This is a genomic window from Acuticoccus sp. MNP-M23, assembly GCF_031195445.1.
In the GTDB taxonomy this organism is placed as follows: domain Bacteria; phylum Pseudomonadota; class Alphaproteobacteria; order Rhizobiales; family Amorphaceae; genus Acuticoccus.
Genome location: NZ_CP133480.1, coordinates 2,904,883 through 2,918,431, shown reverse-complemented (window position 1 = coordinate 2,918,431; position 13,549 = coordinate 2,904,883). Strand labels below are relative to the sequence as shown.

Sequence of the window (13,549 nt, the reverse complement as noted above, 5' to 3'; positions counted from 1 at the left end):
CAAGGGAAGGCCACGCGGGCGATCAGCCTTCCCATTTAAGGATATTTCTGGACACCCGAACCCGCACTTGTCCACCCCCGCACCATGATTTGTGCAAATTCGTTGACCATGCCCAACCTTAATGATTGCCACAGCACATTAAACGTGTACACAATCGGTCTAAATTCCCATGGAATTGGAAACGCTATCGTCTAGCAGGGAGAAAAAAATAAGAATTCCGGTGTCGCGGCATCTGCTGGATTGGCAGTCAGGCAACGCGCACGAATTCGAATATCGCGAATTTTGGCAACTACTTACTTGCTTCTACAAATTCAGCGACACCTTGAAGATAGGAGAACCCGAATGAAGAAAGCAACGGGCCGGCAGGCTCTGATTTGGCAAAGATGACAGCAAGACGCTTGCGAAACGGTACCATTGCACTGGACGTCACAGATGCAAGAATTCTACGCGAGCTTGCATCCGATGCGCGGATTGCAACCTCGGAGCTGGCCCGCCGCATCGGACTTTCGGCCCCCAGCGTCGGCGACCGGATCCGTCGGCTTGAAGAGATAAAAGTGATCAGCGCCTACCGCGCGGTCGTCATGCCTGCGGCAATCGGGCTGCCCATCTCGGCGTACGTGCGAATCACGCCATTGCCCGGCGCCTTTGACACGGTCGCCGATATCGTGCGCGAAAGCCCCGAAATCGTGGAATGCGACCGTGTTACCGGCGACGACAGCTATATCGCCAAGGCCCACCTGCGCTCCATGGCGCACCTTGAGGATCTGGTCGACAGGCTGGGCGGTCACGCGCAGACCCATACGTCGATCGTGCAATCGACCCCCGTAAGCAGGCGGCTGCCCCCCCTGCCCGGCCCCGAGGACTAGGCGCGCGTCGCTTAACACGATGGTTCCATTATAACGGCCATTCATTGCCGGGGCGGAACTTTAACGGCACCCTCATATTACGCGCTGCCCAATAAAGGCGGCGCATGGGGGAAAGCCGATGTCTCTTCATGCAGATACCGACCGTACGGCGGCACGTTCCATCCCGCACACGGATGCGGTGCGGCTGCTGCTGGACATCGTGACCGGCACCCGCCGCATCGCGCCTGTGCCGGCTGCGGGTGGTTCAGCCAGCCACACGCCGGCGATGGCCAGGCGGAGCGCAGTGCCCGCCCCGGAGCCTACGCCGCGCGAGATCCGGGCCCTCATCCGCGATGAGATCATCCCCGCCGCTGTGGTGCCGCACGCGCCGCGCTGCGTTGCGGCTGAAGCCTGCCCCGTCGCCCCTGTCAGCCGCAAAACCGGGTGCGATGCCCGCTGCGCCGCGGCCAGCGCCGCCGATGACCGCGTAGTCGATGCCGATTGGGAGCACGCCTGACCGGCTCACGCGGTCAAGGCAGGGGTCACTCGCCGTAGATCTGAACCGGAAGCCAGGTGGCAAGGCTCGGCAGGTACCACAGCGCAACCAGCATCCCGATCTGGATCAGCACGAACGGGATGATGCCGCGGTAGATGGCCATGGTCTTCACCTCGGGCGGCGCCACACCGCGCAGGTAGAACAGCGCAAAGCCGAACGGCGGTGTCAGGAACGAGGTCTGAAGGTTCACCGCCATCATGATGCCGAGCCAGACCGGGCTCATGGTGGAGCCGTCCGGCATCTCCAGCATCAGGAGGAACGGCGCCACCAGCGGCACCACGACGAACACGATCTCCAGAAAGTCGAGGAAGAAGCCGAGGACGAACATCATCAGCATGACCGCAATGATGGCGCCCAGCGCCCCGCCCGGCATTCCGGACAAAAGCTCCTCGACAAGCTCTTCCCCGCCCAGCCCGCGAAAGACGAGGCTGAACAGCGCTGCACCGATAAGGATGACGAACACCATGCAAGTGATCTTGGCGGTGGACTGCACGACGCTGGTCAGAACGCCGGCCTGCGCCACGCGCCAGAGCGAAACGGCGAGCCCCAGGATCACCACGCCCACCAGCACGGCGGCGGCATAGATGCCGATCTGGTCGTTCTGCGAGATATCGGTGCGCGAGATGCGCAGGTCCATCATCACCGTCAGCGTGATCACGGCGACCAGCGCCAGTGTGGCAAGGTAGACGAAAAGCGGCTTGGATTCGTTGAGGCGGTAGCCGGCGAGCAGGATTGCGCCGATCCCGCCCACGGCCGCGGCCTCGGTGGGCGTCGCTGCACCGGCCAGAATGGAACCGAGCACCGCAAGGATCAGGACGATCGGCGGCACCAGCGCGTGAAGGATACGGAACAGCGTGACGGGGTTTTCCGGGTCGCGCGGCACCGGCGGCGCAACGGACGGCCGGAAGAACGCAATGAACCCCATGTAAAGGATGTAGGCGCCGACCAGAAGAAGCCCCGGAATGAGCGCGCCGGCAAACAGGTCCCCCACCGACACCGGCGGGCCGGGCACGAACGAGAAATCACCCTCCGCCCACGCCTTTTCCTGCAGAACCCGCTGCGCCTCTTGGTAGGAGTTGGAAATCTGGTCGCCCAGGATCACCAGCACGATGGACGGCGGTATGATCTGCCCCAGCGTTCCGGACGCTGCGATGGTGCCGGCCGCCAGCGACGGCGCATAGCCATAGCGCAGCATGGTGGGCAGCGAGAGGAGGCCCATCGTGACCACGGTGGCGCCCACAATGCCGGTAGAGGCCGCCAGGAGCGCGCCGACAATGCAGACCGCAATGCCGAGGCCGCCGCGCATGGGGCCGAACAGCTGGCCCATGGTCTCCAGCAGCTCCTCGGCCACCCGGCTGCGCTCCAGCAAGACCCCCATGAACACGAACAGGGGCACCGCAATCAGCACCTCGTTGGTCATGGTGCCGTAGATCCGCTGCGGCAGCGCGTTGACGAACGCGAAATCGAACACGCCGAACGTGTGGCCGACGACGGCGAACAGAAGCCCCGTGCCGGCCAGCGTGAAGGCGACGGGAAAGCCCGTCAGCAGCAGCACGATGGCCACTGCGAACATCAGGATGTCGAGGAATTCCGCAAGGTGGCCCATGGGATCAGCGTCAATGCTCCGAGAGGCCGGGCGGTTCGCCGCGGCCGGACAGATAAAGAATGGAGCGCAGCACCATCACGAGACCCTGCGCGGCAATGAGGATGCCGAAGACCGGAATGGCCGTTTTCAGGAGGAAAACGCCGGGAATGCCCGAGGTTTCGATTGATCCTTCGAAGATGCGCCACGAGTTGGCCACATAGGTCCAGCTCGAATAGGTGATCATCAGCGCCACCGGGATGAGCAGGAAGATGCTGCCGATGAGGTTCACCAGCGCCCGCGCGCGCGGCGTGACCGAGCGGTAGAAAATGTCGACCCGCACGTGCCCGTCTTCGGACAGGGTGTAGGCGGCGGCCATCATGAACAGGGTCGCATGCATGTAGACGACCGATTCCTGCGCCCAGAGATCGCCGACGCCGAAGACGTATCGCGCGACCACCACGCCGAACTGCACGACGACCATGACCAGCGCCAGCCAGGCGACGACCTTGCCGATGAACCGGTTGGTGTTGTCGATCGTGTCGGCCAGAAAATTCATCGGCGCGCTCGGTTGGCTTGCGGAAATGCCGCGCAAAAAATCTGAAATGCAAAGACCGCGGCGAGCCTCGCCGCGGTCTCGGGTGTTGCCCCGGTCCGGCTTATTCGCCGAGCTTCAGCGTGCGCGAGCGCTCGTTGGCGTAGCCCTGGATCGAAATGTCGGTCCAGGCCGCATACTCCTTGCGGGCCTTCATGAAGCTCTCGTAGGTGCGCTTGGCGAGGTCGTCGTGCTTGGCAGCTTCGGCCACAACTTCCTCGGACGCATCGGCAAAGCCCTGGAACACTTCGTCCGGGAACTTCCGCAGCGTCACGCCATGCTGGTTGACCAGCGTCGTCAGCGCCTGACCGTTCTTGGCCACGAACTCGGCGTACATGGCGCCGTTTTCCGCGATGCAGGCATTCTCGACGATTGCCTTGTCGGTCTCGGACAGGGCGTTGTACTTATCGAGGTTCACACCGGCGGACAGCGTGGGACCCGGCTCATGGAAGCCCGGGTAGTAGTAGTTCTTTGCAATGCGGTAGAAGCCGAACGCGAGGTCGTTCCACGGGCCAACCCACTCGGTTGCGTCGATCGCACCCGACTGGAGGGCCGCGAAGATCTCGCCGCCCGGCAGCGCGATCACGTTGACGCCCAGCTTGCGCAGCGCTTCGCCGCCAAGGCCCGGCATGCGCATTTTCAGACCCTTGAGGTCTTCCAGCGATTCGATCGGCTCGCGGAACCAGCCGCCCATCTGGACGCCCGTGTTACCGCACGGGAAGGGCTTCACGCCGAAGCCGGCCGAAAGCTCGTCCCACAGCTGCTGGCCGCCGCCAAACATCAGCCACGCATTCTGTTCCGGCGCGGTGAGGCCCATGGGCACGGTCGCAAAGAAGTTGAACGCCGGGTGTTTGCCCTGCCAGTAATAATCCACGCCGTGATACATCTCGGCGGTGCCGTTGGAGACAGCATCGAAGCTCTCGAACGCCGGAACCAGTTCACCGGCACCATAGAGTTTGACGGTGATTCGACCATCGGTCATCTTGGTGATGCGGTCGGCACAACGCTGAGCGCCGGTCCCAAGCCCCGGGAAGTTCTTCGGCCACGTGGTGACCATCTTCCACTCTTGCCGCCCTTGCGCAATTGCAGGCGCCGCAAGAGCAGTGGCACCAACCGCAGCCGCCCCCAAAGCCGATGTCTTCAAGAATGAACGACGATCCATGATATCCTCCCTATGAGTCCACTTGTTCCGATCTACGTTCGGAATTGTTTCCCGGTTTAAACAGACGTTCACCTGCCAAACAAGAGTAGACTTCGAAACAAAATACGCTTTTAATTTGAAGTAGGTGCAAGAGCAGTGCGACCTCTTGCCCTGCCCTGCCAAGGCTGTAATCTCTGGCGGTATGTTTGCCGGGAGAGTGTGATGGCGCCGCCGATGGTTCTGGTTTCGTGCGACCGGTTTGAGCGTAACGATCTCGTCTGGTCCGGCGGGCCGGCATCCTATCTGGAGGCGGCAGCCGTCGTCGGTCTCCTGCCCGTACAGCTGCCGACAATTTCCGAGCCGATCGACCCCGCGCCCCTTCTGGATGTCTGCGCCGGCGTGCTGATCACCGGCGCCCGCGCCAACGTGCACCCCTCCCACTACGGCGCTGAGGAGAGCGAGGCCGCCGCACCGTTCGATCCCGCCCGCGACCGCACCACCTTGCCGCTGATCCGCGAAGCCGTCGCCCGCGGCATCCCGCTGTTCTGCATCTGCCGCGGCATTCAGGAAATGAATGTCGCGTTCGGCGGCTCGCTGCACCACTCCGTCCATGCCCTGCCCGGACGAGACGACCACCGCTCCCCGCAGCAGCCGGACGTCGACGCATGGTTCGGCCTCCGCCACGACATCGAGATCAGGGATGGCGGCCTCCTGCGCCCGATCCTCGGCGAACGCGTGCGCGTCAACTCCGTCCATCACCAGGGGATCGACCGTCTGGCCGAACGTGCCCACGTGGAAGCCGTGGCGCCCGATGGCACGATCGAGGCCATCTCCATCAGGGGTGCGGCGGCGTTTGCCCTCGGCGTCCAGTGGCACCCGGAGCATTTCGTGAAAAGCGATGGCCCCTCCCGCGCCGTGTTCGAAGCGTTTGCGCAAGCCGTCGTTGCCTACGCCAACCAGTCGAAGGCGCGGGCGGCATGAGCGGGCACGACCACTCTCACCTGTCGGACATGGAAGCACGGGTGCGCGCCCTCCAGTCGCTCCTCACCGGCAAGGGCTACGTCGACCCCGGCGCCATCGACGCGCTGGTGACCTACTACGAGCACGAGGTCGGCCCGCAAAACGGCGCAAAGGTCGTCGCCCGCGCATGGACCGACCCCGCCTACGCCGAGCACCTGTTCGAAGACGCCACCGCCGCCATTGCCGAACTCGGGTTCGGCGGCCGGGCCGGCGAACACATGGTCGCGCTGCGCAACACGCCCGAGGTGCACAACATGGTCGTGTGCACGCTGTGCTCCTGCTACCCGTGGTCGGTGCTTGGCCTGCCGCCGGTCTGGTACAAGTCCGCCCCCTACCGGGCCAAGGCAGTGGCGGACCCGCGCGGCGTGCTCGCCGACTTCGGCGTCCAGCTATCCGACACGACCGAGATTGCGGTGTGGGATTCCACTGCCGAGGTTCGCTATCTGGTGATCCCGATGCGGCCCGAAGGCACCGAAAGCTGGGACGAGGCGGCGCTTGCCCGCATCGTCAGCCGCGATGCCATGATCGGGACCGGCTTGCCCGCCCCCAAGGCGCCGGCACGATGAACGGTCCGCAGGACCTTGGCGGCGCCCACGGCTTCGGCCCGGTGGTGCCGGAAACGGACGAGCCGGTCTTCCACGCCGCATGGGAGCGTTCGGCGATGGCGCTGTCGGTGCTGATGGGGCCGGCAGGGCTGTGGTCGCTCGACCGCTCGCGCTTCGCCCGCGAAAGCCTGCCTGCCGCCGACTATTACACCTTCTCCTACTACGAAATCTGGACCGCAGGGCTCGAACAGCTGGTCGCCGAGGCCGGCATTGCCGAAGGCACCGCGACCCCGCCCCGCCGCGTCCTTCGCGCCGAAGACGTGCGCCCCGCAATGGACAAGGGCTTTTCGGCCGAGCGAACCGGCCCCGCCCCCCGCTTCGCCGTGGGCGACGCGGTGCGCGTCAAACCCATGAACCCGGCGCACCACACCCGTGCGCCGCGCTACTGCCGCGGCAAGGTCGGCCGCATCACCCGCGTGCACGGCGTCCACGTCTTTCCCGATACCAGCGCCCACAATGAGGGCGAAAACCCGCAGCCGCTTTACAATGTGGCTTTCGCCGCTGCCGACCTCTGGGGCCCCGACACCACCGCCGCCAACGTCCACCTCGACCTTTTCGAGCCCTATCTCGATGCCGTCTGAAGCGGACGAGCCCACCTTTGCGGCCCCTTGGGAGGCAACGGCCTTCGCGCTGAAGGCGCACCTGGTGGAGACAGGCAAGCTGGATGCCGGCGACTTCGCCGCCCACCTCGGCGCAGCGCTTCGCGAGAACCCGGCGCCGGCGGACGACGGCACCGCCTATTTCGTCGCGTTCGTCACGGCGCTGGAGCGGGCCATTGCCCCGCTGGCCCCGGCGGATGCGCTGGCCGCGGAGATCGACGCCTGGCACAGCGCCGCCGCCGCAACGCCGCACGGCGAACCCATCGAACTTCCGCAGAAAGCCACCGCCCGATGAGCGCCACCGGCCACTGCCTTTGCGGCAACGTCCGCTTCTCCGTCCCCACGCCGCTGGAGCCCGCGACCTACTGCCACTGCGAGGATTGCCGCCGCTGCACGGGCAGCGCATTCAACATTTCCGTCCGCGTCCCGCGTGACGACCTCACCCTCACCGGCACGCCGCCCAGGTCGTATGCCGTGACGTCGGACGGCGGCACCACGATCACCCGCTATTTCTGCGGCGATTGCGGCTCGCCGGTGTTCACCGGGTCAGATCTTCGCCCCGAGAGGTTCTATGTGAAGGCGGGGCTGTTCGACGACCCGGCCGGCATCGTCGCCACATCGCAAAGCTGGACGCGCTCGGCCGTCCCCTGGGCGCTGATTGCACCGGACCTTCCCGGCTCCGAAGGAGAGTAGCCGCCTCAGGCAGCGTCCAGCGCGAAGAAGCCGACTGCGCTGTCGCCCACCTCCCGCACGTCGAGACGGGTGAGGCCGGGCACTTCTTCTGGCAGCGCGCCGCGTTTTTCCTCCAGCACGGCAATCCCGTCCGCCGTGAGCCAGCCACCGGACGCGGCGCCCGTCAGCGCCACCGCGCCGAGCCCCTGCGCATAGGGCGGATCGCAGAAGACGAGGCTGAACGGCGGCAGGGTCGCGGTGCCAAGCCGTGTGGCATCGCGCTTCCACACCCTGGTGCGGCCGGCGGCGCCAAGCGCGTCAATATTGGTGCGCAGCGCACCGCGCGCGCCGGTGGCGTTCTCGACGAACAGGGCGAACGCGGCACCGCGGGACAGTGCCTCAAGCCCCATCGCGCCGCTCCCGGCAAAGAGATCCAGCACGCGGCCCTCCACCAGCCGATCGCCGTAGCGGTGGGCCACGATATTGAAGATGGTTTCGCGCATCCGGTCCGTCGTCGGGCGTGTTGCATCCCCCTTCGGCGCGACAATTGCCGTCCCGCGCCGGTCTCCGCCCACAATTCGCATCAGATCTCCCGCCGCGCCGCAAAGAAGTCCCGCAGAAGGCCGGCGCACTCCTGCTCACAAAAGCCGCCATAGATTTCAGGGCGGTGGTGGATGGTCGGCTGCCCGAACAGGCGCGGACCGGCTTCCACGGCGCCGCCCTTTTCATCGGACGCGCCGAAATATAACCGTCTTATCCTTGCCATCGCGATCGCGCCGGCGCACATAGCGCAGGGCTCCAACGTAACATGAAGATCGCATCCGACGAGTTGCGCCGTGCCAAGCACACGGCCAGCAGCGCGCAGGGCGAGGATTTCTGCATGTGCGGTGGGGTCGTTTAAAGACAGCGTCCGGTTGCCGGCCGCCGCCACAACCTCGCCGTCCGCGACCACCACCGCGCCCACCGGCACCTCGCCGTGCGCCGCCGCGAGCCTTGCTTCGGCAAGGGCGCGCTCCATGAATGTGTTGACCACCAGGCCCCCGATGACCGACCAAACCAATTCCGACGCGCCCGAGGGCGAAACGCCGACCGGCACAAAGCCAGAAGGCACGCCCGGCGCCAAGCCGCTTGATGAGGCAAATGCCGCATCTGCGCCGGAATCTGCGCCCGCCGAAACGCCGGAGGCACCCGCCGCCGCCGCTCCTGAGCCGCAAAGCGACCCCGCCGTGCTTGTGGAAACCGCTGCAGCCGAGCCGGCCGCAACCTGGACCCCGGCGCCCGCCACCGGCGAGGACGACGCGGACAGCGAACCGGCCGCGGCATCGGACAATGACGTCGCGCCCGCCCGCCCCGCACCGAAGCCCGATGCGCCGGCCAAAACCGCCGACCTGCGCGAAGAACGGCCCGAAGGCGAGCGCATTGCCAAGGTGATGGCACGCGCCGGCGTTGCGTCCCGCCGAGAGTCCGAGGCGCTGATTGAGGATGGCCGCGTCCGCCTCAATGGCCGCAAGCTCGATACGCCGGCCACCATCGTCAACGACACCGACAAGATCGAGGTCGACGGCAAGGAAATTCCGCGCCGCCTGCGCACCCGCGCGTGGCTGTTCAACAAGCCCAAGGGCCTCGTCACCACCAACCGCGACCCCGAAGGCCGTGCCACCATCTTCGATGCCCTGCCCGGCGGCCTGCCGCGCGTGGTCACCGTCGGCCGGCTCGACATCAACACCGAGGGTCTGCTGATCCTCACCAACGATGGCGGGCTTGCGCGCGTACTGGAGCTGCCGGCCACCGGCTGGACCCGCAAATACCGGGTCCGCGTTCACGGCGCGGTGGACCAGGACGCGCTGAATGCGTTGCGCGAAGGCACCGCCATCGACGGCGTGCTTTACGGCCCTGTCGAGGTCACCGTCGACCGTGCCGGCGACAATTCGTGGCTGACTGTTGCGCTGGCGGAAGGCAAGAACCGCGAGATCAAGATCGTTCTGGGCTCGCTGGGCCTCTCCGTCACCCGCCTGATCCGCATCTCGTTCGGCCCGTTCCAGCTCGGCGAGCTCGCCCGCGGCGAGGTCAAGGAGATCCCGACGCGGCTTCTGAAGGACCAGCTCGGCCCCCGCCTTTCGGCCGATGCCGGTGCCGATTTCGACAGCCCGCTGACATCCGTCACCCACGCACGCCCCGCCGCCCCCCGCAACGATGACAGGGGCGCCCGCCCGTCTCGCCCCGCCCAGGGCGACAAGCGCGGCAGTTTCGACCGGCCGTCAGGCGATCGCCCCGCGTTCAATCGCGGCCCGCGCGACAGCGACCGCGGCGACCGCAGCGCCCCCCGCAGCTACGGCGACAAGCCGGGCGGGTTCCAGAAGCGCGAAGGCGGTTTCGGCGAAAAGCGCGAGGGTGGCTTTACCGGCAACCGCGAAGGCGGCTTCAGCCGTCCCCCCCGCTCCGAAGGGGCGACACCGCGCAGCTACGGCGACAGACCGGGCGGGTTCCAGAAACGCGAAGGCGGCTACGCAGACAAGCGCGAAGGCAGCTTCAACCGCGGCCCCCGCCCTGAGGGCGACCGCCCCGCCCGCAGCTATGGCGACAAGCCCGGCGGCTTTCAGAAACGCGATGGCGGCTCCGGCGACAGGCGCGAAGGCGGGTTCAAGCGCGGCCCCCGGCCTGAAGGCGACCGCGGTGGCTTCAAGCCCCGCGACGACCGGGGCGACCGCGCCCGGCCGAGCGGCGACCGCGCCCCGCAGGGCAATGATGCTGGCCGCTCAGAGCCATGGAAGGCCCGCCCCCGCACCGACAGCGCGGACCGCAAGGGCGGCAACCGTTCGTTCGGCGGCGACAAGCCCGGCGGCTACGGCCAGAAACGCGATGGCGGCAGCTTCAGCCGTGGCCCGCGCCCTGAAGGCGACCGCGGCGGCTTCAAGCCCCGCGGCGACCGTGGCGAAAGCGCCCGGCCGAGCGGCGACCGCGCCCCGCAGGGCAATTACACCGGCCGCTCCGAGCCTTGGAAAGACCGCCCCCGCTCCGACAGTGCCGACCGCAAGGGCGGCACCGGTTCGTTCGGCGGCAACCGTTCCCGCACCGACAGTGCCGACCGCAAGGGCGGCACCGGCTCGTTCGGCGGCAACCGGCCTCGCACCGACAGCGCCGATCGCAAAGGCGGTACCGCCTCGTTCGGCGGCAACCGTCCCCGCACCGACAGCGCGGACCGCAAGGGCGGCACCGGCTCGTTCGGCGGCAATCGTCCCCGCACCGACAGTGCCGACCGCAAGGGCGGCACCGGTTCGTTCGGCGGCAATCGCCCCCGCGCCGACAGCGCGGACCGCAAGGGCGGCACGGGCTCGTTCGGCGGTAATCGCCCCCGCACCGACAGCGCGGACCGCAAGGGCGGCACCGGCTCGTTCGGCGGCAACCGTCCTCAGGGCGACCATCCGCGCGGCGGGCGTGACAGCGGGCCCCGCCCCCCTCGCGGCGCCAGCGATCGCGGTTCCGGCGGGCCGCGGCCGGACAGGAGCAAGCGCTCTGGCGACGATCGCCCGCGTGGTGATCGTCCGGCCGGAGGAGGCCGGCACGGCGGCAGTGACCGTCCGGCGCGGGCCGGCGATTCCGGGTCCCGCCCGTTCAAGCCGAGCGGTGGCGGTGGCCGGCCAGGCGGCGATCGGCGCCCGAACCGGCCCGGCGGCAACGACAAGCCCCGCACGCCCCGCCCCCCGCGTGGCTGAACCGGCCTGACCGGACGGTCGCGCACCGGATCGTGCCGCGGCCCTTCGCCCAGGCTGTCAGCCCGCTCTGGCTGACCGGCGGCAAGGCAGCATCCAGGCCGTTCCCCCAACCGGGCCTCGTTTTTCGCAATGCAATAGTGTCGCGGAGGGAACATGCCTCCCGCCACACCGTTTCACAGCCATGACGAGACCCGCGCCCCACACCACGGCCCCCGCCGAGTCCAACCCGCAGCCCATGGGGCTCCAGGACCTGATGGACGTGATTTCGGATTCTGGCAGCGGTGCGCAGGTGTCGGTCAACGACATTCTGGAGCGGATCGGCACCCGCTCGTTCGGCGCCCTGTTGCTGGCGCCGAGCCTGCTTGTGGTCACCCCCATCAGCGGCATTCCAGGGGTGCCGACCACCGCAGCCATCATCATCATCCTGATCTGCCTGCAATATCTCTCGGGCCGGCGTACCATCTGGCTTCCCCGGTGGATCTTGCGTGCACGGATCGGGCGCGCGCGGCTCGACCGTGCCATGGAGACGGTCAGACCCGTGGTCCGCAACATCGACAAGGTGGTCCGCCCCCGCTTCGGCTTCGTCATCAACCGCGTCACCTTCGCACTGGTGGCGCTGGTGTGCGCGGTGCTGGCCGCAACCATGCCGCCGCTGGAATTCCTGCCCTTCACCGCCACCACCACAGCGCTGATCATCACGCTGTTTGCGCTGTCGCTTCTCGCCCGCGACGGCCTTCTTGCGTTGATTGCGCTTGCCGCCACAACGGTTGCCGCAGTGGCCTTCGTGGTGTGGGTGGTGCCGGCGCTCGCAGGAGTTTTCTAGCCGGAACGCCAGCCGCAGGGGATGCGACGCGCACCCGGCGAACCGCAGCTGATTGTCCCACTGTGCCGCTCGATACGGTCAGGCGCGGCGGCAAAGCGGGCTGCTGCCTTCACGCCCCGTGAGCAATCGCCCCCGCACAAACGGCTTGACCCGTTTCACCGGCGGCGCTCCGATGGCAGCAACATGCGCAGTTGTCCTCTGGCACGTGGCTTGCTGTCAGGTTGTGGACACCTCGCGTGATTGCAACGCCTTCTGGATGCCCGATGCCCGCCACCGCCCTGCCGCTCGAACTTGTTGCGCTCACCAAAACCTATGGCGACACCGTCGCGGTGGATGCCATCAACCTCAAGGTTCCGGCGGGCACCTATGCGTGCCTGCTCGGCCCGTCCGGCTGCGGCAAGACGTCGACGTTGCGGATGATCGCCGGTCACGAGAGCGTGTCGGGCGGCGATATCGTGCTTGGCACCACCAACATCTCCAACGTCGCGCCGGCCAAGCGCAACACGTCGATGATGTTCCAGAATTATGCGCTGTTTCCGCACCTCTCCACCCGCGAAAACGTCGCCTTCTCGCTAAAGATGAAGGGCGTCGACAAGGCTGCGCGCGAGGCGAAGGCCGACGAGCTTCTGGACCTCGTCCAGATGGCTCCCTACGGCGCGCGCCGCCCGGCGCAGCTCTCCGGCGGCCAGCAGCAGCGGATCGCGCTCGCCCGTGCCCTCGTCACCGAACCCTCGATCCTCCTCCTCGACGAGCCGCTCTCCGCATTGGACCCGTTCCTGCGCGTGAAGATGCGGGGCGAGCTGAAGCGGCTGCAGCAGGATTTCGGCATCACCTTCATCCACGTCACCCACAGTCAGGAAGAGGCCATGGCGCTGGCCGATCTGGTGGTGGTGATGAACGACGGCCGGATCGAGCAGGCCGGCACCGCGCGCGAGGTGTTTTCGCGCCCGCGCACGCCGTTCGTCGCCCGTTTCATCGGCGGGCACAACGTGCTGGAAGGCCGCGTTGCCGGGGTCGATGACGGCGTGATCCGTGCCGATCTCGGCGCCGCGGGCCATGCCGCCACCGCCGCCGCGGCCAAGGCTCCCACCGCTGGCGATCCTGTCGCCATTGCGGTCAGGGCCGACCACATCACCCTCCACCCGGCAAGCACGCCGGCCGAGGACAACGCCCTGTCGGGCCACATCGCGTCCATCCAGTACCAGGGCAGCTTTGTGGAAGTCCGCGTCGACACCGGCGCCGAGGAGCAGGTGCTGGTGACCATGCCCGACACCATTTTCGACGCTGCGCCGCTGTCGGAGGGCGAGGCTGCGCACCTCACATGGCCGATCGCCGAAGGGCATCTGCTCTCCGCCACATCTGCCTGACAATTAATCAATACGCACAAAACAGGAGCAA

15 protein-coding genes are annotated in these 13,549 nt (G+C 67.1%); 10 read left to right on the top strand and 5 right to left on the bottom strand.

What is annotated here, in order from left to right; genetic code table 11:
- Nucleotides 1-398 precede the first annotated feature (398 nt).
- Together RDV64_RS13535 and RDV64_RS13530 are read left to right on the top strand one after the other, a co-directional pair.
- Complete coding sequence (locus tag RDV64_RS13535) at nt 399-866, top strand: Lrp/AsnC family transcriptional regulator (RefSeq protein WP_309195447.1); 468 nt, start codon at nt 399-401, stop codon at nt 864-866.
- Between the two features lie 118 nt (nt 867-984).
- Nucleotides 985-1,362: a hypothetical protein gene (locus tag RDV64_RS13530; protein WP_309195446.1), complete on the top strand. Its 378-nt coding sequence runs from the start codon at nt 985-987 to the stop codon at nt 1,360-1,362.
- Between the two features lie 25 nt (nt 1,363-1,387).
- Here RDV64_RS13530 and RDV64_RS13525 read toward each other — a convergent pair whose 3' ends face one another.
- From RDV64_RS13525 to RDV64_RS13515, 3 genes are all read right to left on the bottom strand, one after another.
- A complete protein-coding gene (locus RDV64_RS13525) occupies nt 1,388-3,007 on the bottom strand; it encodes a TRAP transporter large permease subunit (RefSeq protein WP_309195445.1) in 1,620 nt (539 codons plus the stop codon).
- A gap of 10 nt (nt 3,008-3,017) precedes the next feature.
- The gene (locus RDV64_RS13520; RefSeq protein WP_309195444.1) at nt 3,018-3,542 is read right to left on the bottom strand and encodes a TRAP transporter small permease subunit; all 525 of its coding nucleotides are present in this window, start codon (nt 3,540-3,542) and stop codon (nt 3,018-3,020) included.
- A 100-nt stretch (nt 3,543-3,642) separates the two neighbouring features.
- The gene (locus RDV64_RS13515) at nt 3,643-4,740 is read right to left on the bottom strand and encodes a TRAP transporter substrate-binding protein (protein ID WP_309195443.1); all 1,098 of its coding nucleotides are present in this window, start codon (nt 4,738-4,740) and stop codon (nt 3,643-3,645) included.
- Nucleotides 4,741-4,941: 201 nt separating this feature from the next.
- On the opposite strand from RDV64_RS13515, the gene RDV64_RS13510 reads away from it, so the two are divergent.
- Genes RDV64_RS13510 through RDV64_RS13490 form a run of 5 tightly spaced genes read left to right on the top strand, consistent with a single transcriptional unit; the run spans nt 4,942 to nt 7,636 of the window.
- Nucleotides 4,942-5,700: a gamma-glutamyl-gamma-aminobutyrate hydrolase family protein gene (locus RDV64_RS13510; protein ID WP_309195442.1), complete on the top strand. Its 759-nt coding sequence runs from the start codon at nt 4,942-4,944 to the stop codon at nt 5,698-5,700.
- Nucleotides 5,697-6,305, top strand: coding sequence for a nitrile hydratase subunit alpha (gene nthA, locus RDV64_RS13505; RefSeq protein ID WP_309195441.1), 609 nt, complete (start codon nt 5,697-5,699; stop codon nt 6,303-6,305). The genes RDV64_RS13510 and nthA overlap by 4 nt, the downstream gene beginning before the upstream one ends.
- Complete coding sequence (nthB, locus tag RDV64_RS13500; protein ID WP_309195440.1) at nt 6,302-6,925, top strand: nitrile hydratase subunit beta; 624 nt, start codon at nt 6,302-6,304, stop codon at nt 6,923-6,925. The genes nthA and nthB overlap by 4 nt, the downstream gene beginning before the upstream one ends.
- Nucleotides 6,915-7,238 (top strand): nitrile hydratase accessory protein, encoded by a 324-nt coding sequence (locus RDV64_RS13495; RefSeq protein ID WP_309195439.1) that lies wholly within the window; start codon nt 6,915-6,917, stop codon nt 7,236-7,238. Before nthB ends, RDV64_RS13495 begins: the two co-directional genes overlap by 11 nt.
- Nucleotides 7,235-7,636 (top strand): GFA family protein, encoded by a 402-nt coding sequence (locus RDV64_RS13490; RefSeq protein WP_309195438.1) that lies wholly within the window; start codon nt 7,235-7,237, stop codon nt 7,634-7,636. The genes RDV64_RS13495 and RDV64_RS13490 overlap by 4 nt, the downstream gene beginning before the upstream one ends.
- Nucleotides 7,637-7,641: 5 nt before the next feature.
- Here RDV64_RS13490 and rsmD read toward each other — a convergent pair whose 3' ends face one another.
- The gene (gene rsmD, locus RDV64_RS13485) at nt 7,642-8,199 is read right to left on the bottom strand and encodes a 16S rRNA (guanine(966)-N(2))-methyltransferase RsmD (RefSeq protein WP_309195437.1); all 558 of its coding nucleotides are present in this window, start codon (nt 8,197-8,199) and stop codon (nt 7,642-7,644) included.
- Nucleotides 8,199-8,633 carry a nucleoside deaminase gene (locus RDV64_RS13480; protein WP_309199506.1) on the bottom strand — a complete coding sequence of 145 codons (435 nt, stop codon included), beginning with the start codon at nt 8,631-8,633 and terminating at the stop codon, nt 8,199-8,201. The genes rsmD and RDV64_RS13480 overlap by 1 nt, the downstream gene beginning before the upstream one ends.
- 25 nt (nt 8,634-8,658) lie before the next feature.
- Between RDV64_RS13480 and RDV64_RS13475 the strand changes: the two genes are divergently transcribed.
- From RDV64_RS13475 to RDV64_RS13465, 3 genes are all read left to right on the top strand, one after another.
- On the top strand, nt 8,659-11,328 hold the full coding sequence (locus tag RDV64_RS13475; protein WP_309195436.1) for a pseudouridine synthase: 2,670 nt from the start codon (nt 8,659-8,661) through the stop codon (nt 11,326-11,328).
- A 181-nt stretch (nt 11,329-11,509) separates the two neighbouring features.
- Nucleotides 11,510-12,151: an exopolysaccharide biosynthesis protein gene (locus RDV64_RS13470; protein WP_309195435.1), complete on the top strand. Its 642-nt coding sequence runs from the start codon at nt 11,510-11,512 to the stop codon at nt 12,149-12,151.
- A 263-nt stretch (nt 12,152-12,414) separates the two neighbouring features.
- Complete coding sequence (locus RDV64_RS13465; RefSeq protein ID WP_309195434.1) at nt 12,415-13,518, top strand: ABC transporter ATP-binding protein; 1,104 nt, start codon at nt 12,415-12,417, stop codon at nt 13,516-13,518.
- Nucleotides 13,519-13,549: the final 31 nt, after the last annotated feature.